The sequence below is a fragment of the Cognatishimia sp. genome, from assembly GCF_049116455.1.
GTDB lineage: Bacteria > Pseudomonadota > Alphaproteobacteria > Rhodobacterales > Rhodobacteraceae > Cognatishimia.
This window is the reverse complement of sequence record NZ_JAGDYW010000002.1, coordinates 184,776-210,354: the sequence shown is the minus strand read 5'-3', so window position 1 is coordinate 210,354 and position 25,579 is coordinate 184,776. Positions and strand designations below refer to the sequence as shown.

Genomic DNA, 25,579 nt, shown 5'->3' with positions numbered 1-25,579 from the left:
AGCCCTATTTAGCGACGGTATTCTTTAGCCAGTGTCTCAGGGCTTGCACCGGCAAAGTATCTCATGATCAGCCATAGGTTTTTACGCCCGCGCCGCAGCCAGCCCTGTTTTTGGTATCGAACTGCCGAAGTGGCTGCCACATAGGCAAGCGGTTGCATCCGGCCCTTCAGCGCATGTGCCATTGCAACATCTTCCATTAAGGGAATGTCTTGAAAGCCGCCCACCTGTAGATACAGCGCACGCGGCAGCAAAAGGCTTTGATCGCCATAAGGTAACCCAAAAACACGAGAACGCAGGTTCGCCCAGCCTGCAACGATACGTCCGGCCAAACCTCCGTCAGAAAAGCGCAGCAATCCGTAGCCTGCCTGGCCGGTTTCCAGATGCGATTCAACCGCCTTTGTCCACCCATCCGACAAAATGGTATCTGCATGCAGGAACAGCAGCCATTCGCCCTGTGCAGCCTCAGCCCCTCGCTTAAGCTGCCCGCCGCGCGAGGGAGCACCATGTACCCAAACCGCGCCTGCATCTTCACAAATCCTTTGCGTGGCGTCACTTGAACCACCGTCACTGATGATGACTTCGCGAATGACTCCGCTGGCCAATCCCTCCATCAAAGCCAACAGAGTATCAGGCAAGTCGCCTTCCGCATTTAGTGTTGGTATCACCACAGAAACTGGCGCGCGCATCCCATCCCCCTGTTGCAAGGCCAGCGCCTGTCTATATTAAGATCACTGCAAGATACAGGATTATGCCTGAGGGACCCCATGAGCGACAATCGCAGCCTTTTGACCATCACAGGATCCGACGCCCAAAGCTTTCTACAAGGGTTGGTGACCAATGATGTCGACAAGATCGATCAAGGGCTAGTGTATGCCGCAATCCTGACGCCTCAAGGCAAGTATTTGGCTGACTTTTTCCTCAGCCGTCATGGTGATGGCATCCTTCTGGATGTGCATGAAAGCCTTGCGGTGATGCTAAAGACCCGCCTGAGCATGTATAAACTGCGCGCTGATGTCACCATCGAGGACTGCATGCTTCATGTGCATCGTGGCCTTGGTGATGCGCCAGAGGATGCGTTCCAAGATCCACGCGCCGACACCCTCGGCTGGCGTGCTTATCGACCTGAAGTTCAGGCAGATGACACTGTGGACTGGGCCGCCCTACAGGTAGCTGCAAGCGTCCCTCAAAGCGGCGTCGAGCTGGGACCCGACAGCTATATCCTTGAAATGGGGTTTGAACGTCTCAGCGGCGTCGATTTCCGGAAAGGATGTTACGTCGGCCAAGAAGTCACGGCCCGCATGAAACACAAAACTGAATTGCGCAAAGGCTTAGTGCGAGTGTCTATTAAGGGCACCGCGGAACCGGGTACCCAGATCACTGCCGACGGTAAGCCCGCTGGCATATTGCACAGCGTAGCCGATGGCAAGGCCCTCGCCTATCTGCGGTTTAACCGCGCTAAAGGTAAGCTCATGGCAGGTGAGGCCGAAGTCATCTTGGATGAGGCATAAGCAACAGGATCGGCAGAATTACTGATACTGCGCCGAGGTGATAAATTCACCGAAACTTTCGCACCAGACCACAACCGTGTCATAGGCGTGAATATCCACACCTGCAGGAATATCTAAAATCAACCCTCCGAAGGTCTTTACGTCGCCAACCAAGACGGCCTCTGACTTCACTGCCTCAAACCCTTCCTCGTTTTCAACGAAACCTTTGGTAAGGTAGAGCTTATAGTCCGGCCCCGGGGCCAGAGCCCCTTCATGTACGATCATCGAAGGAGACAGGCTGATCGTACCTTCACCCCAGTGTAAAAAGTCACTGCCTTTCAGATCCCGCGTAAACTCTCCGCTAAACATTGCAGATTCTGCCTGTTTCTGAATTTCAGACGCATCAGGATTGTCAGGTGCCGTCAAAATTGGCAGCAGGTAAATCCCCAAGCCGATCCCAATCACCAATGCCGCGACATGTGAAACTGTCAAAGCCATCAAACGAAACATGCGTCCCCTCCTCCATGTTTATGCGCTCAGTGTGGCGAGGTGCCAGCGCTCTGTAAAGATTGAAGCACGCGCCCAGCACGGGCAAAAAGAAAGCCGCCCTTGCTGGGGCGGCTTTTTAAGAATGCATCATAAGATGATGATTAGGCGCGTTCTGAATATTCCATCGCGATCGTGTCCACGATGATCATCTCATCTTGGCCCACAAACGGAGGCACCATGACTTTCACGCCATTGTCCAAAATCGCAGGCTTGAAAGAGTTCGCTGCGGTTTGGCCTTTTACAACAGGCTCAGTTTCGACAATTTTGCATGTCACCTTCTGAGGGACTGACGCGTTCAAAGCTTCAGCGTCGTAGAACTCCACCACAATCGTCATACCATCCTGCAGGAATGGGCGGCGGTCGCCCAGAAGATCAGAAGCAACTTGCACCTGATCGTAGGTTTCAGTGTCCATGAAGATCAACATGCCGTCGTCCTCATAGAGGAACTGCATGTCCTTTTGCTCCAGACGCACGCGTTCAACTTTGTCTGCGCTACGGAAGCGTTCGTTCAATTTGGAACCGTTGCGCAGGTTCTTCATTTCAACTTGAGCAAAAGCGCCGCCTTTACCAGGCTTTACGTGGTCGACCTTAACAGCAGCCCACAGGCCGCCGTTGTGTTCCAGCACGTTGCCGGGGCGAATTTCGTTACCATTGATTTTTGGCATTGTGACTAAACCATGACAATAAGGTTGATCGGATTTGGATCAGACCTATATATCGCATGTTGATAGGAGACAAGGCAGCCTATGTCGTAGGTCGATGCGTGGAAGATATGCGCTGATTGCATAAATGCTATGCAAATTCAGGGTACCCGAATCGAATAAAATAGGTCATAAGCCCCCTCACGCCAGAAACACAAGACCAATAATACAAGGACGACGAGATGAAAGATTTCGTTGATGGCACGGCTTTTAATAACGAACAGGGCAACCGCGCTCGCAAACTATTTGCGGCGGTCGTCCTAGCCGCGTTGGATGATGCAATTGCTGACGATAAAAAGTACGGCAACGGCCCAGATCAAATCGCCCGTTGGGCACGCTCTCGCGATGGGCGCGAAGTGCTGTCTTGCGCGGGTATCGACCCAAACGAACGGGTTGTTTCCGGTCTGATGGACTTCGTCGGTAAAGGTGTTCGTACATCTGTTGCGCTTTCCCGTGAGGAAAGTGAACGTCGCAACGCTGCACAAGAAAGCGAAGCGGCGTAAGCCAATACAGCTGCCATTTAGCAAAAAAACGCGTGCCACTGCGGCGCGCGTTTTTTTATGCCAAATCCCAAAAGAACCACTGCAACACGACAAACGCTTCGAGCATCAGAAGGATTGCCACAGGCAGAGTGAGCCACTGCCAAACGCGCCCTGACAAGATCGCAACGGAACATCCGACGGCCAACCCAAGCTCGATCGGTCCAACAATTGAACCAAAGTGGCGGTTGTCCCAATAGCTGACAGGGCTTGCAAATATCCAATCGCTGATGGGCCAAAAATGGGCTCGACCATCGTCATGATGCAGCGGAAAATCCAAGGCCAAATGCAATAGGGCTGCTCCGCAGAGCGCAATTGCCCAGCTGCGTTGCGACCACATCGCCAACGCCAGCAATCCGCTCCAAATAATGAAAGAATTATCGATCGCAAAGATCGTTTGCCAAAGCTCCGAGAAATAAAGCTCACCGAAGACAACCTCTGGCGTTATCCCGAGAACGAACAACGATGTTCCAGCTAGGAGGTAAAGCGAAAGATCAGGTAGCAAAGCGCCAATCAGCGCGGCTGCAACAATAGTCTTGGATTTTCGACGACCAAAAACAGCCCAACCCAGCAAGAGATGTGCAGGCGTGTTCACCCTGCCCGCCCCTTAACCGTCGTTAAAGCTGCGAGCTGTCAACGCTCTGTTGATTTCACGGCGCACCAACTTGCGTACGTTGCGTGTGATGCGTTCACCAAGAGGGCCTTGGAGTTCCTGACGCACAATTTCACCGACCAATTCGCGCAGCATTTCTTCGTCTAGAACCGTCTCGTAAGATTCAGCTTCGATCTGTTCTGCGGATAGGGTTTCCATCGACGCGGTATCATCAGGCGTTGCTTGCTCGATGACGGTTTCAACAACTGCTTCGACAATGGGTTCCGCAACAACTTCAGCATCTTCAATGCTTACTTCCGCATTTTCAGCAGAGACATCGGCGGTATCTTCATCAGCTGCACTGTCGTGATCTTCCCAGGTCAACGCAGACACAGGCATGCCGGCATTGTCACCATCTTCGGGACCATCAGGTTCAAACCCGGCTGCCGTCGCGGGTGATTGATCAGAACGCACGCTATGCCATTCTGAAAGCCGTTCGCCTGCGATCTCCCAAGGTCGCATATCGCTTGGATCAACTTGTTCTTCTGAACTTTCAGTCGCCCGAGCGGATTCAAATGTCAGCTCTTCTGGCACCGGAAAGAGGACAGTGTTTTCAGCTGGCTCTTCGGCATCGGAACTCTCGTCGATCTGAACATCCATATATGGCGCTTCATCAACGATGGTTTGCTCTACTTCAGCGATCTCATCACGCAGTTCGCTGCTCTCAGCGTCAGCATCTTCCTCGCGACGCTCTTGCAAGAAACTTGGCAGACGTTCACGCAACGGCTGTAGATCTTCTTTCAGGCTGTTCACAAAAGGCGTGTCGGCCACTGGAGACGTCGCATGCGGTTCGGAAGCTTCCGTGGCCTTTTCCGGAATGCGCAACGAGGGCGTCAGAACCAAACGTTCTGAGGCCGCGCGATCAGAGGTTTTTTCGCTTTGCGCTTCTTCATGTTGAACAGGTGGCTCATAAGCTGGCGACGCTGAAGCCGCAGCCGCTGTCACCTTTTCAGATCGCGCAGGTTCTGTGTGATTCTCCGACACCAAGCGACGGATCGAAGACAAGACATCTTCGATTTCACTGTTTTTCACGGGATCAGACATTAGCAATCACCACTCTACCTCGCCGTTAAGTTTAGCGACGAAGTCCGCAGCGCACAACCAATAGAACAAATTGTTATTGGTTTTCAATCCGACGCAAGATTTTGTCCAACTGACGGCCACGTTTGCTGAGTTTGGCAGGCGCTGTATTCACCTGATTATAATAGGCTTCAGGATCGTATTTTTCGACCACCAAATTCAGATGATCAACCGTCAACAAACCCATTGCGGCTTGTAGACTGTAGGCCGCAATAAACTCCGCGGATTGCGCTGAAATCTGATTGGCCTGTGCATCCAAAAGTTCTTGCTCAGCGTTCAACACATCCAGTGTAGTGCGGGCACCCAACTTTGCTTCCTCGCGCACACCTTCAAAGGCAGTGCGAGACGCAGAGATCTGGCGACGACTTGCTTCGCGTTGTGCACGCGCGGACAACAACTGAGACCAAGCGACACTTACGTTTTGACGCACAGAATGACGTGTCGCGTGTAGACCGGCGCGCACGGCGTCGCGACGCGCAATCGCCTGTCGAGACACAGAAGCGATCCGGCCACCTGAATAAATGGGGCCACCTGCCCCGATACCAATGGTGGAGGTCAACGTATCAGACCCTGTGCCTAAAGTGTTGCTCTGATTGATTGAGCCACTCAGACTGATGCTTGGAGAGATCGATGCATCAGCTTCACGCACGCCCCAATCTGCTGCAGCAACATCAAATTGCACCTTCAGCATATCTGGGTGATTGCGTACAGCATATGCCATAGCGGTATCTGCCGATTTGGAAAGTCTTGGCAAACGCGACGGCGCGACAAGATTATGAGGTTTTTCACCAACTGCTGCCGAATAAGAGGCCTGCGCGGCTAAGAGATTGCCCTGGGCAACCGCAAGCTCCGCGCGCGCACCCGCAAGGCGCGCCTGCGCCAAAGCTACATCTGTTCTTGTGACTTCACCTACGTCAAAGCGATCTTCTGCCGCGCGCAACTCGCGCGTAATCACACGTAGATTGTTCTGGCGCAGAGAAACGATTTCACTCTCGCGGCGCACATCCATGTAGGCGCGAACAGCTGCAAGCAGCACGTTTTGCTCAACAGAAACAAGCGTTTGACGTGTCGCAAGCACGGTCTGCTTCAAACGCTCTTTACCAAAAGCGCGCGCACCACCATCATATACAGTCCAGCTTAGGCTCAGCGCTGCCGTGGCTGTATCCGTGACACTTGTGCTGACACCTGTCTGTTGTGAAATTCGGCGATTTAAATCCGCTGACCAAGAAATAATCGGCCGCAAGCTGGACGCTGCTTGCGCAACGTTTTCATCCGCAACACGCAACAAAGCGCGGTTTTGCTCGATCAGCCCACTGTGCACATAGGCCCCAGCCATCGCATCTGCCAAAGTGTCGGCCTTTGACGCCGTGACTGTTCCCATTGACGTAAAAACAACAGCCAATGACAATACGGCGTGTTTGATGCTCATGGTCTAAACCCTTCAAAATTTGCAGCAGAAACTGCAGGCGTTACAGGCTAAATTCCTGTTTCTTTTCAAAACCGGCCAAAACCGGTGCGCTCGCGTTGAAAATCTGTCGCCAGCTGATGCCAGCCTCAGTTTTCATACCCAGACGCACCTCTCCAAGTTGACCATCCATAAACAAACATGCGATGCGACCGCCGATTTTCAACTGTGCTTCTAGATTTTTTGAAATCTCAGCGACGCCGCCCTGCACAACGATGACGTCAAAGGGCCCATGTTCCGCAGCGCCTTCCGCCAACGGGCCCTGATGAACAACAACATTGTCATAGTTCAAATCGATCAATGCAGACTGGGCGTCTCGTGCCCGCGCATCATCATCCTCAACTGCAATGACGGCTTCAGCCATCTGCGCGATCACAGCGGAAGAATAGCCATATGCTGTGCCAATATCCAAAACCAACTCGTTTTTGCGAATATCCAGTGCATCAAGCATTTTCGCAAACGTTCTCGGCTCTAACACCACCCGGCCATCATCGACATCCAGATTGTTCCCCAGATAGGCCACGTCTTTCAGATCATGCGCAACAAGCTGTTCGCGCGGTACAGACAGCATGGCCTGAATGATAGGGAATTTGGTGACATCGGATGGGCGGACTTGTGTATCCACCATGGCAATACGACGTGTGGTGTAGTCGGGCATAACTAAACTCATTCGTTCACTTTTCGCTTAAAACCCTCTTGCCACAATAATTTGCCTGCGGCAACGCTGGTTGTGCGGATTTCGTCAGGTTCTCTCTTGCGAGTGGTTTTCAGATGCGTTATTGCCCCGCTACCACAACGGCGGCGAGTTGGTAGAGTGGTTATGCAGCGGATTGCAAATCCGTGTACACCGGTTCGATTCCGGTACTCGCCTCCAAAAATTTCGATGATTTGAAACAACGCCACTTACTACGCTTTAGAAGCGTGTGTGTTTATCGAGTACAGGCAATCACAAAGCACATTGGCGTCTAAATCTCATACTCATTTGAGTTCAATACGTTTCAGCCAACATCCCCCCACAAAGAGCGGATTTTTATGGACATCAGGCACTAAGCTGAGGACCAAAGTCCTCAAGCAGGACAAAACGCTTAGGCAACCTCGCGAGCTGAAATGAAATAGGGCCGCAGCGTCTAAGCTGCGGCCCTATTCTGCATTTAGATCTAGCTATCGTGTAGCCCGATTTCTCCTTTGCGGCGCTCAACAAATTCGCGCAGCTCTTGGTTAATGGCAGGATCCAACGCTGGCTCTTGGTAGTCTTCCAGCTGCTTTTTCCAGATCGCATTGGCGCGTTTGGCTGAATTAAGCTCGCCTTCTTCAGCCCATTGTTCGAAGCTATTATTGTCAGCTGTCGTAGACGTGTAGAACGCGGTTTCAAAATTCTGCAGCGTGTGTTGCGTACCAAGGTGATGCTCGCCCGGAGGGTGTTGCAACAGGGTATCGATGGCCTGACCATTTGGACTCATATCAAGTCCCTGCGCAAAGGCGGCCATAGATCCCAACTGGTCACAATCTAGAATGAACTTTTCATAGCCAAGCGCGAGGCCGCCTTCGAGCCAGCCTGCTGAGTGCAACACAAAGTTGACGCCTGCCATCAATGTAGGATGCAACGTGGCTGAAGATTCATACGCCGCCTGCGCATCTGGGATTTTTGATGCCGTAAGGGAGCCACCAGAGCGAAATGGGACACCCAAACGACGTGCAAGCGCTGCAATGGTATAGAGAACGATTGCCGGTTCAGGCGTGCCAAAGGTTGGCGCGCCTGATTGCATCGACATTGAGCTTGCAAAAGAACCAAAGATTGCAGGCGCGCCCGGACGCACCAACTGCGTGAAAGCGATCCCAACCAGTACTTCAGCCAATGATTGCGCTGCAACGCCCGCAGCCGTCACTGGTGCCATGGCACCAGCCAGAATGAAGGGCGTGATGATGCAGGCTTGGTTATTGGCCGCATAAACTTCGGCCGCATCCAGCATCGTGTCATCCCAGACCATCGGCGACGATGCGTTGATCAAGCTGGTCATGACGGTGCGATCCGCAAGATCACCGCCAAAGCCAATGCGCGCCATATCGATGGAATCCTGCGCCCGCGAGCCAGCGGTTACAGACCCCATAAACGGCTTATCGCTGTAGCGAAGGTGCGCATAAACCATATCCAAGTGACGCACAGATACAGGAATATCGACTGGTTCACAAATCGTGCCGCCACTGTGGTGCATATGCGGCGCCGTATAGGCCAGTTTTACGAAATTCTCAAAGTCGTTCAGCGTCGCGTAACGGCGACCATTGTCGATGTCATGCACAAAGGGCGAGCCGTAGTTTGGTGCAAAGACCGTCGCATCACCACCGATCTGCACATTGCGTGCAGCGTTGCGGGCGTGCTGAGTATAGACGCTAGGGGCTGAGGCCTGAATGATTTCACGGCACATGCCGCGCGGAAACCGCACGCGTGTCCCATCAACCATCGCACCTGCCGCTTTGAACCGCTCAATCGCGCGTGGTGTATCGCGCACTTCAACACCAACCTGTTCGAGCAAAGAATCTGCGTTGTATTCGATTTGCGCGAGGCCCTCTTCAGAGACAATCTCGAATGGGTTCAGCTTGCGCGTCACATAGGCTGGCGCCGCACTTCCTATTGCGCCGCGCTGAACGCGCCGACCTTCACGTCCACCGCCGCGACGCGCTCTGCGTCCAGATGCCTTCGCTCCGTCTTCAGTTGCCATCTTTAATCCTTACCAAACATTCAAACGGCTTTGACTTTCTACAGCCGCGCAAGGTTTCATATTCACGATTCAAACTGCGCTATTCTATCTTAGCTGCGCGGTTTAAGGTTTTGCGGGTCATAGAGCGGCGCATATCCGACACCTGCGACCTCTACTTCGTAAATTTCATCAAAATAGGACACCGCGAGCTTTTGACCGACCTTGCAATGATCCCAAGGCAAATAGGCCTGCGCGATATTCTTTCCGATCGTCGGCCCAAAGGCGACAGAGGTCGTGTAGGACCGCCGACCAATGGCATCGACCAAAATTTCTCTGGTTTCTGGATGCAGCACTGGCATCTGTCCGACCGGATAACGCGCCACACCGGATGCGTCAGTGTTCTCTATCATGACAAGGGTACACAGCATCGCGGGCTGGTTGTCCCTCGCACGGTATTTCAGATGTTTTTCTTTGCCGCGGAAGTCAGCTTCTTTGACTTTGGGGCGCGCCAAATCCGCTTCATAAAGGTTGTATTCAGTCTGCAGATCGGCGTTTTGAAGGCGCAAGGATTTCTCCATCCGACGCGAGTTGGCATAGGTTTCAACACCCATTGCCATGATGCCTTCGGCACGTAGTGCATCCCAGACAGCCAGACCGTCTTCATAGCGCATGTGCAGCTCCCAACCCTGTTCTCCGACGTAAGAAATGCGGAAAGCTGAGACGGTTTTACCAGAAATTTCGATGTTTTTAATCGCTGCAAATGGGAAGTTTTCAATGTCCAAAGCAGCCGGATCCGCGACAACCTTTTTCAGGTTCTCACGCGCATTAGGGCCCCAAATACCGATGGTGGTGAAACCTTCGGTGACGTCAGTGATGGTCACGTCAAAGCCTTTGTCCTCAGCAATGCGGCGCATGTAGTGATAGTCGCGAGGCCCTGCATCAGCGCCATTCACCAGCCGGCAGCGATCTTCAGTACGGAAAATGGTAAAGTCCGCGCGCACCATGCCTTCGTCATCCAGCATATGGGTGTAAATGCCCTTGCCGATATTGCGTTCTCCACCAATTTTGGCGGCGCAGAGCCACTCCATCAGGGCCACGTGATCGGGACCGGAAATGTCAGTCATGTGGAAATGCGATAAGTTGATGATCGCGCAATCAGCGCTCATCTCCAGTTGCTCAGCGTTGGAAACCCGCCAGAAGTGACGACTGTCCCATTCGTTTTCACGCATCGGCACTTGATCCGCGTATTTCTCGAGCAGGTGTTCGTTGGCGGCATAGCCATGCGCGCGCTCCCAGCCGCCAAGCTCCATAAAGTAGCCGCCCAACTCGACCTCACGTTCATAAAACGGCGAACGACGGATACCACGCCCCAAAGAGAACGGCTCACGGGTGTGAACCGGCGGGTTATAGATTTTCTTAGCGGTCTCGGTGCAGCGATCAAAGATGTATTGTTTGTCGAGCTGGTAGTCGTTGAACCGCGCGAAATCGATCCCGTTATGATCGATATGTGTTCGGCCCGTGGTCATCCAATCCGCCAAAAGCTTTGCCATGCCCGGTGCATCCTTGACCCAAATGGCCACCGCATACCAAAGCCCGCGCAGTTTGTGGCTTTCGCCAATCGATGGACCACCATCAGTCGTGGTTTGCAGAAGACCATTGAACGAATGGTTCTCGCGATAGCCCAGCTCGCCCAAAATTGGCGTCAGCTCCATGGCACGCTCCAGCGGCTCCATGACTTCTTCGAGCTCAAGATCGCGCTGAGAGGGCGACAGGCGTGCCTCTTCTTTTTCCAGAATCTCATTTGGATGCACCAAATGCGGATCGTCTTCGTAGTAATAACCCCACTCGATCTGCCCACCTTCAGTGGTGTTCGGGTCGCCGGTGTCACGCAGATAGGCCGAGTTGCCCTGATCTCGCATCAGCGGGTAGCCAATCTCCAGACCGGTGTCTTTGAACTCATCGTAACCACTGAAGAAAGTCAGCGGGTGATCCACCGGCATGACCGGCAGGTCTTCTCCTGCCATTTCGGCAATCAAACGTCCCCAAAGACCGGCACAGACGATCACATGTTTTGCATAGATCGTACCGCGTGTAGTTTTCACACCTACAATTCGATTACCTTCGGTGATCAAATCTAGTGCAGGCGTATTGGCAAAGGACTGTAATTTGCCGGATTTCTCGGCAGCATCAATTAGCTTGCCCGCAACAGTTTGGGAGCGAGGCACGACAAGGCCGGCATTTGGATCCCAAAGGGCTGCTTGAATTTGATCTTCTTCCAGCAGCGGAAATTTCGCTTTTGCTTCAGCAGGTGTGATCATCGACAGATCGGTGCCAAAAATCTTACCAGTATCAATGCGACGTTTTTCTTCCTCAAGGCGCTCATCATCGCCTTTGCGAACCACTTCTAGTCCGCCAATCCGAGAGTAGTTCCCCAGCTTCTCGTAGAAATCCATCGAGTACTGCGTGGTCCAAGATGTCAGATAGTCGTGACCGGTCGAAAAGCAGAAATCAGACGCATGCGCGGTTGAACCGATATCTGTCGGGATGCCCGATTTATCGATGCCAACAATATCATCCCAGCCGTTTTCAATCAGGTGATGCGCCACCGACGCCCCGACGATCCCGCCTAGGCCAACGATCACCACATGTGCCTCTTTCGGAAAACCGGCCATTCTTACATTCCTTGTCACGAATACATTGAACCCTAATGAACGCCTAGACGATCATTAGGTGCGGTATGCTGCCGTAACTCTGCGGTAAAAAATAGAATGTTTGCGCCAAAATCGGATTATCGCTACGACAGTAACTACACCCATTCAATGCGCGATTCCGTTATGCCGAACCTAAGCCCTGCTCTGAAATCCAAGTCCCGCGCTACCGGTGCCAACACTGGGCCGCGTTTGTCCGTAGGTTTTATCATGGCCCATAAATTCACATTGTGCGCCTTTGCAAACTTTGTTGACGTTCTGCGATTATCCGCCGACGAAGGCGATCGTAGTCGGCCAGTTTTGTGCAAATGGACTGTGCTGTCAGACACGATGAATCCGGTTATGTCGAGCAGCGGTATCTCAGTTCAACCCAACGAGCGTCTAGGAGACCCCAGTCGGTTTGACTACATCGTTGTGGTCGGTGGGTTGATGGATGAAATGCCCACGTTGCCCCCGGCCTACCACGCGTTTTTGAACAAAGCCGCAGATCAAGACGTGCCACTGATTGGCGTCTGCACCGGGGTCTTTTTCCTGCACCAAGCGGGACTACTGCAGGGTTACAAATGCTGTGTAAGCTGGTTCCATCACTTAGATTTCCTAGAGCAATTTGAAGGACTTAATCCGGTTTCAGATCAGATTTTTGTTGTGGACCGAGATCGTCTGACATGTTCTGGTGGCGCTAGTTCCGCGCATCTTGCGGCCTTCCTGGTAGATCGCCACGTCGGCCGCGCGCAGGCTAGCAAAAGCCTTCATGTGATGATCATTGACGAAGCACTTCAGGGGGAAAAACCCCAACCTGGAACGCCGATCCGTATGAAAACCAAAGATCCCATCGTGCAGCGAGCGCTATTGTTGATGCAGCAGAATATAGACGTGCCGATTTCGATCACCGAACTGTCAAAAAGGCTTGGAAATAGTAAGCGCCAGATCGAGAGGCACTTTCGCGATGCGTTGAATCTCTCACCACAAGCAGCCTATCTAGAAATGCGCTTAGACATCGCACGGTATTTGGTCGAAACCACTAGCAAACCCGTAGGTCAGATCGCCATGGACTGCGGTTTCTGTGATTCATCACACCTAAGCCGCATGTTCCGCCGTCAATTCGGCGAAACACCCAAATTCATGCGGCAAAGCCAGATTTCTTAAACAGCTTCCAAGGCCAATTCTGTTGCACCAGTTTGCAGAGTCTGCGCCAAAAAGGGTGCGAAACTGTTCCAGACATCGATGCGGAAGGTATCTTCTGCATCTTTCCAAAGCACCACGGTCGCGCCGTCAAAGACCGTACGGCGTGCTTCGCCAACTGGAATGGCGTCGATGTCGCGCGGGCAACCAATCGTCATCAATTCGGCCGCTTGCTGGCCTTTGATCGTAAAGGTGATTTCTCGCGCGGTGATTTCCGTCAGGCTGTGCGGAACTTTGCCATAGACACCCGCCAATTTGGCTGAAACTTCCGCGCCAACGGCGTCAGATGTCAAAACCAACCATTCGTCCGGACCGAGGCAGAGAACCTCCAAGCCATCTGTGCGTGCGCAGGTTCCAATCTTAACCGGCAATGCCAATCCCAGCGCAGCTTCTATCGCGGCAAGATCGCCACGCGCTCGTAGAGAAAAGCGTGTGTTACGCGCGGCAGTTTTCACGCTTAGGGATTTGCTCATCGCGATCACGTTCGGCAGCGGATGTGAGAATGCTTTGCTCATATCAAACCTCCTTACGCGCATCAGACGCGATTTTCAGGCGAGTGTTGTCCGGGTCCAGGAACACGGGGCTGGTTATTTTCGCTGCAATGGTGCGGTCGGGCATTGGAATATAAACGGTCTCGCCCATCTTTTCCTGCCCACCCTCAATCAGCGCCATCGCAATTGGGCGCCCGGTTGTGCCCTGATCATAAGACGAGGTCACATGCCCACGCATGGTCATCGGAATTGGCTGGTTCGGGTCAAACACAATCTGTGCGCCCTCTTCCAGTTTCGATTTATCCTCGGTCAAAAGCCCCACCAGATGCCGACGGCCAGCGGCCTTTAGATCCGGGCGTTCGAGACCGCGTTTACCCACGAAGTCAGGCTTTTTCTTACCAATCGTCCATCCCATGTCCATATCATGTGGCGTGACAGTTCCATCCGTGTCTTGGCCAACAATGATGTAGCCCTTCTCGGCGCGTAAAACGTGCATGGTTTCAGTACCATAGGCAGTGATGTCGTATGTTTGTCCTGCTTCCCATAGCGCTTCCCAAAGCTGGCGCGCTTTGTCAGCTGGTACGTTGATTTCAAAGCCAACTTCGCCAGTAAAGCTGATGCGGAACAGGCGCGCAGGCAGGCCGGCAACGGTGCATTCCACACAGGACATGTGCGGGAATGCCTCTTCCGTCAGTTCGATGCCCTCGACCAGTGGTGCGAGAAGTTTGGCAGCATTTGGGCCGTTCAAAGCAACGGCTGCCCATTGCTCGGATGTTGAGGTCAGCCAGACATTGAGGTCAGGCCATTCGGTCTGCAAGTAGTCTTCCATCGTGTTTAGCACACGCGCCGCGCCACCAGTTGTTGTGGTGACGTGAAAGCGATCTTCGCCAATGCGGCCAATCACACCATCATCACGCACAAAACCATCATCGCCCAACAGCAAGGCATATCGGCAGCGACCGACGGCCAGCTTCGTGAAAGGATTGGTGTACATGCGGTTCAAGAATTCGACGGCGTCAGGGCCTACAACTTCAATCTTGCCCAATGTGGACGCGTCAAAGATACCAACCGACGCCCGCGTCGCCGCGCATTCACGCGTCACAGCCGTGTCCATGTCCTCGCCCGGTTTCGGGAAGAACCACGCGCGACGCCATTGCCCGACAGGTTCAAAAGCTGCACCCTGTTCTTCAGCCCATCCATCAATCTGCGTCTTGCGCGTGATCTCGAAATGATCGCCACGATGGTAGCCTGCAAAGGCGCCGAAAGACGTCGGTGTGTATGGCGGGCGGAAGGTGGTCAGGCCAACCTCCGGCTGTTTTTTGCCCAGCGCGTCTGCCGCGATGTTCAGACCGTTGATGTTGGACATCTTGCCTTGATCGGTCGCCATACCATTGGTGGTGTAACGCTTGACGTGTTCAATCGAGCGCATGCCCTCACGCACCGCGAGACGCAGATCTTTCGCCGTCACATCATTCTGATAATCTACAAAAGCTTTGGCTTTGCCGGCGTCTTTGTCTGTCGGCAATTCTCGATGGGTGACACCAAACCCCGCCCGATCCTGTTCGACAACAAAGGTCCTCTCAGCAGCAGCCTTACCAAGGGCGGCAGCAACCTCAGCACCCTTTTCAGCCCCATCATTCAAAGCTGCCTTCAGCCCCCAAAGCCCGCGGCTTGCGCCTGCAATCACGCAGTCTTCGGGCGTTTCGTTTGGCAAGAAGGTTGTCATGTCGTCATCCCACGCCAAAGAGCCTTTGGTGTGGGAGAACAGATGCAACGACGGCGTCCAGCCGCCAGACATCAGAAGCGCGTCGCAATAGAGCACTTCACCTGCGCCAGCGACACCGTTCACAACCGGGTTCACGCGCACGGTTTTTACACGCAGTCGGCCCTTGGTTTCGGTGACCGTATGAGACAGCTTCACAGCGATACCGCGTTTTTGCGCAGCTTGCAGGAGGACGTCATCGACGGCTTCACGCGTGTCGATAATTGCCTGCACACGAGCACCGGCATCCTGCAAATCAAAAGCGGCATACCAAGCGCTGTCATGGCTGGTCACAATGACCGGCGTTTTGCCAACAAGCACCCCATAGCGGTTCAGATAGGTTTGAGCCGAGCCCGCCAGCATGACACCCGGACGGTCATTCCCGTGGAAAACCAAAGGCTTCTCAAGCGCGCCCTGCGCAAGAACAACCTGCTTCGCTCGTACACGCCACATGCGTTCACGCGGTGTTTCGGCGGAAGGCGCAACCAGGTGATCGGTCAGCTTTTCGCACAGACCGATCATGTTCTGATGATAATAGCCAATAGCCGTGGTGCGCGTCATGATCTTGACGCCCAGCGCCTGCAAGGCAGTCGTTTCGGTATCGATCCAATCCCAAGCCGTAGCGCCATCGATTTGCGCCTGAGGCTCAGATAGCAAGCTGCCACCCAGTTCAGAGTTTTCATCAACGATGACAACCTTCAACCCGTCCGTCGCTGCCGCTTTGGCAGCAGCCAGACCTGTTGGACCAGCTCCAACAATCAGAACATCGCAATGCAAATAGCGCGATGCATAGTGATCTGGATCTTCTTCGGTCGGTGACACGCCCAGACCCGCAGCCGCACGAATGAAAGGCTCATAAACCTTGTGCCAGAAGTTCTTCGGCCACATGAAGGTTTTGTAATAAAAACCTGCTGAAAACAGCATATAAGCCGCGTCGTTGACCGCTCCGACATCAAATTTCAGGCTTGGGTATTTGTTCTGCGAGGTGGTCTCTAAGCCCTCCCAAATTTCTTGCATAGTAGCGCGGGTGTTTGGTTCAAACTGGCCTGGTCCCCGGCGCGTACCAATCAGAGCGTTTGGCTCTTCAGAGCCAGCGGCCACCGGCCCACGCGGACGGTGATATTTGAACGAGCGGCCCATCAGATGCACGCCATTGGCCAGCAAAGCTGAAGCGACGGTATCACCTTCGAAGCCACGGAAAGATTTGCCATCAAAGGTGAACTGAACCGGTTTTGCAGAGTTCACACGGCCTTTGCCGGCAACACGATATGTGCTCATCGATCCAACTCCGCCAGTAGTTTTTCAAGATCAGGCTTTGGCTCGCCCGCCTTATAGGTGATCAGAATTTTGTCAGACACGGTATCGCGGACTGCATTAAAGAACCGCCCGCAACCATGGACGTGGCGCCAACGTTCAAAATGCAGCCCCTTTACGTTGGCGCGAATAAACAGGAACTTTTCCCATTCTTCATCGCTGACGTCAGACGGGTTTTCGGGGCGTACGATATGGGCCTCGCCAGCATAGGCGAATTCCGCCTCTGGCAGCAGTTCGTCGCAATAAGGGCAATGGATCAATAGCATTGTGATCTCCCTAGTGGGCCACAGCGGCGGCGGCCGCTTCGTCAATCAGGCGCCCGGAACGGAAACGTTCCATGGTGAAAGGCGCGTTTATCGGGTGAGGTTCGTCTTTGGCGATGGTCCAGGCAAACGTATGCGCGGAACCCGGTGTGGCTTTAAAACCGCCGGTGCCCCAGCCACAGTTCACGTAAAGGCCTTGGACAGGCGTTTTTGAGATGATGGCCGATCGGTCCGGCGTCACATCCACGATTCCACCCCATTTGCGCAGCATGCGCATGCGGTTAAAAATCGGGAAGATTTCTGAGATCGCGGCAACGGTGTGCTCGATCAATGGCAGGCCACCACGCTGGCTATAGCTGGTGTATTGGTCCGTCCCCGAGCCAATGACCAGCTCGCCCTTGTCGGACTGGCTGATATAGGCATGAACGGCGTTGGACATGACCACACAGGGGAAGATCGGCTTGACCGGCTCGCTAACCAAAGCCTGCAGCGGATAGCTTTCCAGCGGTAGTTGAACATCCGCAGTCTGCATCACAACAGAGGTATGCCCCGCCGCAGAAACTCCAACTTTCTTGGCTTTGATAAAGCCCTTTGCGGTTTCCACCCCTGCGACAGATCCATCTGGATTGCGGCGAATGGCCGTCACTGGACAGTTCTGGATTATATCCACGCCGCGCATCGCAGCAGAGCGCGCATAGCCCCAAGCCACCGCATCATGCCGCGCTGTACCTGCGCGTTCCTGCAAGGCACCGCCCATCACTGGGTAGCGCGCGTTCTTACTAATGCTCAGGGGCGGGCAATATTCTTTGCACTCTTCCGGAGTGAGCCAGCGGTTATCGACACCATTCAGACGGTTCGCATGCACGTGGCGTCTAAAACTTTGAACATCATGCACGTTATGAGCCAGCATCAAGACGCCGCGTCGCGAGTACATCACGTTGTAGTTCAGATCTTGGCTGAGATCCTCCCAGAGATCGACAGCGTGATCGTAGAGACGCGCGCTTTCGTCATATAGGTAATTCGAGCGAATGATCGTCGTGTTCCGACCAGTGTTACCACCACCCAGCCAGCCTTTGTCGATCACCGCAATATTGGTGATGCCATGTTCTTTGGCCAAATAATGCGCCGCACCCAGCCCGTGCCCACCGGCACCGACGATGATAACATCATATTCGTCTTTGGGTTGGCTATCGGGCCACTGTTCGGTCCAATTTTTATGACCACCCAACGTGTGTTTCAGCAGTGAGAGCGCACTAAAGCGAGACATGGCTTGCCCATCTATTCCCGGAAATCAGAATGTGACGATAGGATAGATGGGTGACGCAAACCGGAAGATTTGCGTCACTTATGCGGTAATATCTCGCCTCAGATGCATTAGCGCTGCGACGTTTGCCAATTCTCAGACATGTGCGGTTGCAGATTTGATGCGGGCAGAGGTGTGCGACCAAGGATGTGGTCTGACGCTTTTTCGCCAACCATTATGGACGGCGCGTTGAGGTTGCCGTTGGTGATCTGCGGGAATATCGAGCTGTCAGCCACACGCAAGCCGTCCACACCAATCACCTTGGTTTCTGGGTCCACAACCGCCATCGGATCGTCTTTGGCGCCCATCTTCACAGTCCCACAGGGATGATAGGCGCTTTCCACGTGCTCTTTGATGAATGCATTCAGATCTTCATCCGAGGTTGCATCGGCACCCGGTTGAATTTCGTGTTTGTAATAAGGGGCAAAAGCCTCTTGGCCAAAGATCTCACGCGTCAGGCGGATGCAGGTTCTAAAATCAGCCCAATCCTTTTCGTGGCTCATGTAATTGAACAGGATTTTCGGATCATCCTTTGGGTCAGCAGATCGCAAAGTCACAGACCCGCGTGATGGGCTGCGCATAGGGCCGACATGGGCTTGGAAACCATGCCCTTCGGACGATGCTTGCCCATCATAGCGCACGGCGATCGGCAAGAAGTGATACTGGATATCAGGATAATCAACCCCCGCAGCCGAGCGGATAAAGGCGGCACTTTCAAACTGGTTTGTCGCACCGGGTCCGGATTTGTTCAGTAGCCAACGTGCACCGACGTAAGCTTTGCCCATAAGGTTCCAGTATTTGTACAGGCTAACGGGCTGAGAGGCCGCGGCCTGAATATAAAGCTCCAAGTGGTCCTGAAGGTTTTGACCAACGCCGGGGCGATCTGCGACGACCTCGATCCCATGTTCCTGCAGATGTGCTGCAGGGCCAATGCCGGACAGCATCAAGAGTTTTGGCGAGTTCAATGAGGACGCCGAAATAATCACTTCGCTTTCCGCACGGATCACATCAACTTTGCCACCGCGTTCGATCTCGACGCCGACAGCACGGCCGTTTTCGATGACCACACGACGTGCAAATGCACGGATCAATTCACAGTTTTCGCGTTTCAGAGCAGGCTTTAGGTAAGCCTTGGCTGCGGACCAGCGTTCACCCTTCCAGACGGTCATGTCAAACGGGCCAAAGCCCTCTTGCTGCTCGCCGTTATAGTCGCCAGTGACGTCATAGCCAGCTTGTTTGCCCGCCTGAACAAAGGCCTGCGTCAGTGGATTGTCGCGCTTGCCGCGCGTGACATGCAAAGGCCCACCCTGCCCGCGCCATTCCGCGTTTCCACCATGACCGCCGTCATGCCAATCCTCTTGGCGTTTGAAATAGGGCAATACGTCTGCATAAGACCAGCCACTCGCGCCCATATCGGCCCAGGTATCAAAATCCCTCGCATGCCCGCGCACGTAGATCATGCCGTTGATTGAGGACGACCCGCCAATGACCTTACCGCGCGGAGTCGCCAACTGGCGGCCATCCAGATGCGGTTCGGGTTCAGATTTCATTCCCCAATCATAGCGCTTCATATTCATCGGGTAACTCAGAGCCCCCGGCATATTGATGAATGGCCCCCAATCAGAGCCGCCATGTTCAATCACCAACACACGTTTGCCCGCCTCAGCAAGGCGATAGGCGATGGCGCAGCCTGCACTGCCTGCGCCGACGATGATGTATTCAGCCTGCATCAGAAAGCAGCCTCAACATCGCCCATGCGCACATAGACGGATTTTACCTGGCTGTAGTAGTTGATCGCTTCTTTAGAGTTCTCACGCCCCACACCAGAGGCTTTCACGCCACCAAAAGGTGCCTCAACCGGTGCGTCATTGTAGGAGTTGATAAAGCAGCTGCCTGCCTCAAGCTTGCCAATCACGCGGTGACCCCGGCTGAGATCTTTGGTGAACACACCAGCGGAGAGGCCGAATTCCGTGTCATTGGCTCGTTCGATGACTTCCTCTTCAGTGTCGAAATCAAGCACGGCCATCACCGGGCCAAAAATTTCCTCGCGCGCGATGGTCATGTCGTCGGTCACATCCGCAAAGATGGTTGGCTGAATGAAGTAACCGTCCATGTATGCGCGTTCACCGCCGCTGATCAAACGCGCGCCTTCCTCTTTGCCTTTTTCGATATAACCCAGCACGATGTTCATCTGGTTTTCAGAGACCATGGGGCCAAAGCTTGTTGCTTCGTCCATTGGATCGCCAAGGATCGCATTCTGAGTGCGTTCAGCAAGGCGTTTCAGGAACTTCTCCTTGATGCCTTTCTGCACAAAAACCCGAGTGCCGTTTGAGCACACCTGACCAGAAGAATAGAAGTTGCCGTTGATGGCTCCGCCCACGGCGTTTTCGATATCTGCGTCATCAAAGATGATCAGTGGGGATTTTCCCCCAAGCTCCATCGTGACGTGTTTCATATTGGCGGCAGCGGCGGCGTAGACCTTTTTGCCAGTTGGCACGGAGCCTGTCAGCGAGACCTTATCGACGCGCGGATCAGTAACCAATGCGCCGCCAACTTCGCCCATGCCCTGAATGACGTTGTACAGCCCTGCAGGCAGGCCTGCCTCGTGCAGGATTTCCGCAACTTTCAACGCGCAGAGCGGCGTGGTTTCAGAGGGTTTGAACACCATAGAATTGCCACAGGCCAGCGCCGGCGCGCCTTTCCAGCAGGCGATCTGGGTTGGGTAGTTCCAGGCCCCGATGCCCACACACAGACCCAGCGCTTCGCGGACGGTGTAGACCCAATCTTCACCCATCGGGATATGCTCGCCGGTCAAAGACCCAGCCAAGCCACCGAAATACTCGAGCGCATCTGCCCCGGAAGTGGCATCAGCTACCAGAGTTTCTTGCAGCGGTTTACCCGTGTCGTAGGTTTCCAAAACAGAGAGTTCGTGATTGCGTTCGCGGATCATATCCGCTGCACGCCGTAGAATGCGGCCGCGTTCGGTGCCTGTTGTACTGGCCCATTCTTTTTGGGCAGCTTTGGCAGTCGCCAGCGCCTGTTCAACGATGGCAGGTGTTGCGGCATGTACCTTGGCGATCTGTTCGCCTGTCGCGGCATAGATCACAGGGATCGGTGTGCCTGCTATGTCTTCGACATAGGCGCCATTGATGAAATGGCTGGCTTTGGGTTGAGCGGGATGTGTCATTTTTTAAGGCCTTCGGCGAGGGTATTTGGACCAGAAGAAAGGTGAGAGGTCACTCTCCGCGCGGGAACCGCTTGTTTTCTTCCAGAGTGTCGAGGTTCATGTGATTGCGCATGTAGCGCTCGGATGCTTTTTGCAGAGGCTGATAATCCCAAGGGTAATAGCCGCCTTCACGCAGGGCTTCGTAGACAACCCAGCGACGCGCCTGGCTGGCACGAATATCAGCGTCGTATTGCTCAAGGTCCCAACGGGCCTCAGACTTGGCGCGTAGGGTTGCCACTGTGCCTGCATGGGCAGGATCATCTGCAAGGTTTTTAAGCTCATGCGGATCGGCCTCCAGATCAAACAGCTGATCTGGGTCGAGCGCACAGCGATTGAATTTCCAATTGCCATAGCGCAGGGACACAAGCGGCGCATAGGAGGCCTCGGCAGCGTATTCGATCGCAACAGGCTCTGTGCGTTCGGTCCCATTGGCCAAAGAGACAAGGCTTTGGCCATCTGTCCATGGGGCGATTTCAGCCATATCGACGCCAGCGAGATCACCAACGGTGGGTGTGACGTCAATGGTGGACACTGGCGTTTCGATCAAACCTGCAGGCATATTTGGCGCCGAGATCATCAAAGGGACACGTGCAGAGCCTTCGTAGAAGCTCATCTTGAACCAAAGACCGCGTTCCCCCAACATGTCCCCATGATCGGATACAAACATGATGATGGCTTCTTGGCGAGTGGCTTCAAGCACATCAAGGATTTCGCCAACCTTGTCATCAAGGTATGAGATATTGGCGAAATAGGCGCGACGGGAGCGCTTGATATCTTCTTCTTTGATGTCGAAGTTGCGCCAGTCATTGGCGTCAAAAATGCGTTTAGAATGGGCATCGTGATCTTCGTAGTCCATTGCCGAAACTTCCGGCAGCAGATGCTCGCAATCCTCATAGAGATCCCAATATTTGCGGCGCGCCACATAGGGATCATGCGGGTGCGTAAAGCTGACGGTCAGGCACCATGGGCGGGCGTCTAACCCACGAGACAGCTCATAGAGTTTCGCTGTCGCATTATAGGCCACCTCGTCGTCGTATTCCATTTGATTGGAGGTTTCCGCCACGCCAGCGCCGGTGACGCTGCCCATGTTGTGATACCACCAATCGATGCGTTCACCGGGTTTGCGGTAATCTGGGGTCCAGCCAAAATCTGCTGGATAAATATCGGTGGTCAAACGGTCCTCGAACCCATGGAGCTGGTCCGGCCCGACAAAATGCATCTTGCCACTAAGGCACGTATAATAACCCGCGCGCCGCAGGTGGTGCGCGTAGGTGGGAATGTCGCTGCGGAATTCAGCTGCGTTGTCATAAACGCCAGTGCGCGATGGCAATTGGCCTGACATAAAGCTCGCGCGGCCTGGCGCACAGAGCGGTGAGCCAGTGTAGGTATTGGCAAACCGTGTCGATCGTTCCGCCAATCGTTTTAGGTTTGGCGCATGGAGCCAGTCAGCAGGCCCATCAGGAAACAGCGTGCCATTCAACTGATCGACCATCAGGATCAAAATATTTGGAGCAGTCATCATGACCTCCCTGTTTCAGCTATAGTTTTAATAGGATGAAGCAGTGTTCTGCCTCTGAAGGCTGCCCCCCGAACGCATCCGGAGGGCAGAAATTTAGAAGTTAGTGAACGGAGTCGATCTTTGTGAAATCGAGTTCGTTTTCTTCTGGGCTGGCATCGATCGCCATCACTTCTTTGCCTTTGAAGAAGATGATGTAGGCCAAGCAAGCAACGTAGAGACCAATCACAACCGCGCCGATCCACTGGATCTGCAGCCACTGGCTTTGGAAAGCCAGCGTCAAAGCAAAGAGCACAATCGCGTTGCCCAGAATGTGGGGCAGTTTGCCCAGTTTCTGAACAGTCAGTCCCAAGTTGTCGGTGTACAGGCGGATCAGGGAGTCAAACGAGTTGACCACAAAGATCACGCCAACAACCGCCATCGAGATGTTGATCATCAGTGTCAGCTCGATGCTGTTCAGGTGGTAGTAGTACAGAACTGAGAACCATATCCCCAACGGGATGGATGGGAAGATCAGCAGAGCTGCGAGCACTTGCCATGTCTTAAGTCCACCCACAAAGCGAGAGGTAAACTGGCCGATCATGATGGACCAAGCGAACCACCAGAACAGGTAGAATTCATGGTAGTCGGTCAATGGCAGAACGAACTTATGGATGTTGGCAAAATAGCCACCGATGTTGGAAGCGGTGCCGAAGAACTCGCCGATACCAATGCCTGCGAAGGCCCACATGCCAAGGATCAAGGCCGCAAACAATGCGGTTGATCCAAGCGACAGAATACGAACGTATTTGATGTCAGTGGAGGAAAACGCCGCAAACAGGATCACAAAGAACACAACCACATAGAATGGAGTGATCACGGATTCACCATCGCCCACAAAGGTCGCGTAATACGGCAGGTAGATCAGGAACAACGCGCCGGTGAAGGCACAGGTGCCGATGATGACGATGTTGTTGATCAGCTTCACGATACCGATTTCAAAGAACTTAACCTTTGGTTCGATAACGCAAAAATAGAACGTCGTTAGGAAGTAAAAGCCCCAAATCAGGAAGCCCCAGAACCCAAACTCCATCGCCAATGGGTTGGTGAATGCATAGGCTGGTTCCGCTGCGGTATCCGCATAAAGCGGGAAATCCCACGCCAATGGAAACATGATCAACCCAACGTCCAGACCAGACGTAAACAGGATCGCAATGAAAGTCAGCAGTGGCACCGGCGTCACGCCAACAACGGTGACATTCCACCATTTGATGACGCAGAACGCCACCAGCGCGAACGCCAGTAGAATGCCTGCGGAGATTAGTAAGGTCATTTTACACCTCCCAGTGTAGGGCATCTACGCTTTGCGAGATCCCCAATTTTCTTTTGTCGGTCTCCCGGTTTTCACGATCAGATTTATGATTGGCGCGTTCACCGGTAATGGGAACTAACCAAATATTGAATGAACACTCAAGTTTTTGATTGGTTGTTTCAGATATTGAATCTCGACCCAACCTATCGCACATTGAGCATATGGGTCGAAAACGTATCAGAGATATTCGAAACGAAGAGCTGATTGAGGCAACTATCGTTGCAGCACATCGCTATGGCTATCACTCTGTTACCATGACAGAAATTGCTCGCGTTGCTGGAGCATCAGCCGCGTCAATCAGCTACTACTTCGGGTCAAAGAATGGCCTGATGGAAGCAACGATGCTGCACTTATTGCGCAAACTTCAAGCTTTGCTTCTCAAAAGTTTTCGTACCGCGAACTCCCCAGAAGAACGCCTGTATGCGATCTTGAACGCAAACTTTGACGACTCATTGTTCACGGTTGAGCAGTGCAGCATATGGATGCAATTCTGGGCCTCGGCCCCCTATTCGCCAGAATTATCCCGCCTTCACCGTATCAATCGAGGCCGTGTCAGATCTCATTTCCGCGCCGAGTTGGGGCAACTGTTCCCACCTGCTGAGGCCGAATTGGCGCGTCATGCTCTGCAAAGTTACATGGACGGCGTTTGGTTGGAGGCCGCACAATCTAGCAAGCCACTAGACGCCAAATCGGCCCGACGCTCTGCAAAGGGCGTGGCGGATTTATTGCTGCAAAATCGTCGTTAACCAAAAGTTGCGATGCCCTTCATAAGGGAATATATCACTGCAGCCCATTCACATTCAGATAGACTGAATACAAAAAACTTGTGGCTGCAATGAACAAACGGGGGCAAATTCCGTCTCTCCACTATCGCGATCTTGTGCGATCACCCTTACGCCGCTAACGCCTCCTCAGTTGTTGGAAAATGTAGGCGGCCTAACGGCTCACTACCTGTGCTCTATTCAAGGTGAAAAACCTCTTCCATTGTGGCCCACCACTCGTCCGGAGATCTACTATCAAGCGGTTGCTGCATAGGTCCGCAGACGGTCCACCATTTCTGCGTAACCTCGTCTTCAGAAATCGCTTTCATGTCGGCCGCAAAGTCATCCCCTAAGTATTCCCAATAGCTAAACATGAGGTTTTCCGGCTCGCGCAGAAAGATCGAATAATTAGAAATATTGGACTGTTTTAATCGCTTCAATACATCTGGCCAGACCTCAGCGTGGAGCCGTTTGTATTCAGCAATATGCTCAGCAGTGATGCCAATCATCATTCCCATCCGTTGGGCCATGCA

At 53.5% G+C, this 25,579-nt stretch carries 22 protein-coding genes and 1 tRNA gene; 5 read left to right on the top strand and 18 right to left on the bottom strand.

Annotation, left to right across the window (positions count from 1 at the left end; genetic code table 11):
• Positions 1 to 8: 8 nt before the first annotated feature.
• Positions 9 to 686 (bottom strand): TIGR04283 family arsenosugar biosynthesis glycosyltransferase, encoded by a 678-nt coding sequence (locus tag JXQ85_RS04530; protein ID WP_421747692.1) that lies wholly within the window; start codon positions 684 to 686, stop codon positions 9 to 11.
• Between the two features lie 78 nt (positions 687 to 764).
• Here JXQ85_RS04530 and JXQ85_RS04525 point away from each other — a divergent pair, with 78 nt between their 5' ends.
• Positions 765 to 1,508 carry a YgfZ/GcvT domain-containing protein gene (locus tag JXQ85_RS04525; RefSeq protein WP_421747691.1) on the top strand — a complete coding sequence of 248 codons (744 nt, stop codon included), beginning with the start codon at positions 765 to 767 and terminating at the stop codon, positions 1,506 to 1,508.
• An 18-nt stretch (positions 1,509 to 1,526) separates the two neighbouring features.
• Here JXQ85_RS04525 and JXQ85_RS04520 read toward each other — a convergent pair whose 3' ends face one another.
• Entirely contained in the window at positions 1,527 to 1,997 is a 471-nt protein-coding gene (locus JXQ85_RS04520; RefSeq protein WP_421747690.1) for a DM13 domain-containing protein, read from the bottom strand.
• A 140-nt stretch (positions 1,998 to 2,137) separates the two neighbouring features.
• Positions 2,138 to 2,701 (bottom strand): elongation factor P, encoded by a 564-nt coding sequence (efp, locus tag JXQ85_RS04515; protein WP_421747689.1) that lies wholly within the window; start codon positions 2,699 to 2,701, stop codon positions 2,138 to 2,140.
• A gap of 218 nt (positions 2,702 to 2,919) precedes the next feature.
• Between efp and JXQ85_RS04510 the strand changes: the two genes are divergently transcribed.
• Positions 2,920 to 3,240, top strand: coding sequence for a DUF6280 family protein (locus JXQ85_RS04510; protein WP_058313286.1), 321 nt, complete (start codon positions 2,920 to 2,922; stop codon positions 3,238 to 3,240).
• 55 nt (positions 3,241 to 3,295) lie between these two features.
• On the opposite strand, the gene JXQ85_RS04505 is transcribed toward JXQ85_RS04510, so the two are convergent.
• From JXQ85_RS04505 to JXQ85_RS04490, 4 genes are all read right to left on the bottom strand, one after another.
• Positions 3,296 to 3,871 (bottom strand): cobalamin biosynthesis protein CobQ, encoded by a 576-nt coding sequence (locus JXQ85_RS04505; RefSeq protein WP_421747688.1) that lies wholly within the window; start codon positions 3,869 to 3,871, stop codon positions 3,296 to 3,298.
• A 12-nt stretch (positions 3,872 to 3,883) separates the two neighbouring features.
• Positions 3,884 to 4,972, bottom strand: coding sequence for a hypothetical protein (locus JXQ85_RS04500; RefSeq protein ID WP_421747687.1), 1,089 nt, complete (start codon positions 4,970 to 4,972; stop codon positions 3,884 to 3,886).
• 73 nt (positions 4,973 to 5,045) lie between these two features.
• Positions 5,046 to 6,437 carry a TolC family outer membrane protein gene (locus tag JXQ85_RS04495; RefSeq protein WP_421747686.1) on the bottom strand — a complete coding sequence of 464 codons (1,392 nt, stop codon included), beginning with the start codon at positions 6,435 to 6,437 and terminating at the stop codon, positions 5,046 to 5,048.
• 40 nt (positions 6,438 to 6,477) lie between these two features.
• A complete protein-coding gene (locus tag JXQ85_RS04490; RefSeq protein ID WP_421747685.1) occupies positions 6,478 to 7,131 on the bottom strand; it encodes a protein-L-isoaspartate O-methyltransferase family protein in 654 nt (217 codons plus the stop codon).
• 142 nt (positions 7,132 to 7,273) lie between these two features.
• Here JXQ85_RS04490 and JXQ85_RS04485 point away from each other — a divergent pair.
• A tRNA-Cys gene (locus tag JXQ85_RS04485) sits at positions 7,274 to 7,347 on the top strand.
• 283 nt (positions 7,348 to 7,630) lie between these two features.
• Here the strand turns inward: JXQ85_RS04485 and JXQ85_RS04480 are convergent.
• Together JXQ85_RS04480 and JXQ85_RS04475 are read right to left on the bottom strand one after the other, a co-directional pair.
• Positions 7,631 to 9,190 carry a trimethylamine methyltransferase family protein gene (locus JXQ85_RS04480; protein ID WP_421747684.1) on the bottom strand — a complete coding sequence of 520 codons (1,560 nt, stop codon included), beginning with the start codon at positions 9,188 to 9,190 and terminating at the stop codon, positions 7,631 to 7,633.
• A gap of 89 nt (positions 9,191 to 9,279) precedes the next feature.
• A complete protein-coding gene (locus tag JXQ85_RS04475) occupies positions 9,280 to 11,841 on the bottom strand; it encodes a GcvT family protein (RefSeq protein ID WP_421747683.1) in 2,562 nt (853 codons plus the stop codon).
• Between the two features lie 246 nt (positions 11,842 to 12,087).
• Here JXQ85_RS04475 and JXQ85_RS04470 point away from each other — a divergent pair, with 246 nt between their 5' ends.
• Entirely contained in the window at positions 12,088 to 13,023 is a 936-nt protein-coding gene (locus JXQ85_RS04470) for a GlxA family transcriptional regulator (protein WP_421747735.1), read from the top strand.
• Here JXQ85_RS04470 and JXQ85_RS04465 read toward each other — a convergent pair.
• The 8 genes from JXQ85_RS04465 to JXQ85_RS04430 form a co-directional block, all read right to left on the bottom strand.
• Complete coding sequence (locus JXQ85_RS04465; protein ID WP_421747682.1) at positions 13,020 to 13,574, bottom strand: sarcosine oxidase subunit gamma; 555 nt, start codon at positions 13,572 to 13,574, stop codon at positions 13,020 to 13,022. The two genes, JXQ85_RS04470 and JXQ85_RS04465, sit on opposite strands and share 4 nt — an antisense overlap.
• A 1-nt stretch (position 13,575) precedes the next feature.
• Positions 13,576 to 16,590 (bottom strand): sarcosine oxidase subunit alpha, encoded by a 3,015-nt coding sequence (locus JXQ85_RS04460; protein ID WP_421747681.1) that lies wholly within the window; start codon positions 16,588 to 16,590, stop codon positions 13,576 to 13,578.
• Complete coding sequence (locus tag JXQ85_RS04455; RefSeq protein WP_421747680.1) at positions 16,587 to 16,892, bottom strand: sarcosine oxidase subunit delta; 306 nt, start codon at positions 16,890 to 16,892, stop codon at positions 16,587 to 16,589. Before JXQ85_RS04455 ends, JXQ85_RS04460 begins: the two co-directional genes overlap by 4 nt.
• A gap of 10 nt (positions 16,893 to 16,902) precedes the next feature.
• Positions 16,903 to 18,156 (bottom strand): sarcosine oxidase subunit beta family protein, encoded by a 1,254-nt coding sequence (locus JXQ85_RS04450; protein WP_421747679.1) that lies wholly within the window; start codon positions 18,154 to 18,156, stop codon positions 16,903 to 16,905.
• 107 nt (positions 18,157 to 18,263) lie between these two features.
• Positions 18,264 to 19,922, bottom strand: a complete 1,659-nt coding sequence (betA, locus tag JXQ85_RS04445; protein WP_421747678.1) for a choline dehydrogenase — start codon at positions 19,920 to 19,922, stop codon at positions 18,264 to 18,266.
• A complete protein-coding gene (gene betB / locus JXQ85_RS04440) occupies positions 19,922 to 21,379 on the bottom strand; it encodes a betaine-aldehyde dehydrogenase (RefSeq protein WP_421747677.1) in 1,458 nt (485 codons plus the stop codon). Before betB ends, betA begins: the two co-directional genes overlap by 1 nt.
• Positions 21,380 to 21,428: 49 nt before the next feature.
• Entirely contained in the window at positions 21,429 to 22,937 is a 1,509-nt protein-coding gene (betC, locus tag JXQ85_RS04435; protein ID WP_421747676.1) for a choline-sulfatase, read from the bottom strand.
• Positions 22,938 to 23,037: 100 nt separating this feature from the next.
• A complete protein-coding gene (locus JXQ85_RS04430) occupies positions 23,038 to 24,246 on the bottom strand; it encodes a BCCT family transporter (protein ID WP_421747675.1) in 1,209 nt (402 codons plus the stop codon).
• Positions 24,247 to 24,446: 200 nt separating this feature from the next.
• On the opposite strand from JXQ85_RS04430, the gene betI reads away from it, so the two are divergent.
• Positions 24,447 to 25,031, top strand: a complete 585-nt coding sequence (gene betI / locus JXQ85_RS04425; RefSeq protein ID WP_421747674.1) for a choline-responsive transcriptional repressor BetI — start codon at positions 24,447 to 24,449, stop codon at positions 25,029 to 25,031.
• Between the two features lie 212 nt (positions 25,032 to 25,243).
• Here the strand turns inward: betI and JXQ85_RS04420 are convergent, their stop codons facing one another.
• Positions 25,244 to 25,576 (bottom strand): L-rhamnose mutarotase, encoded by a 333-nt coding sequence (locus tag JXQ85_RS04420; protein ID WP_421747673.1) that lies wholly within the window; start codon positions 25,574 to 25,576, stop codon positions 25,244 to 25,246.
• Between the last annotated feature and the right edge of the window lie 3 nt (positions 25,577 to 25,579).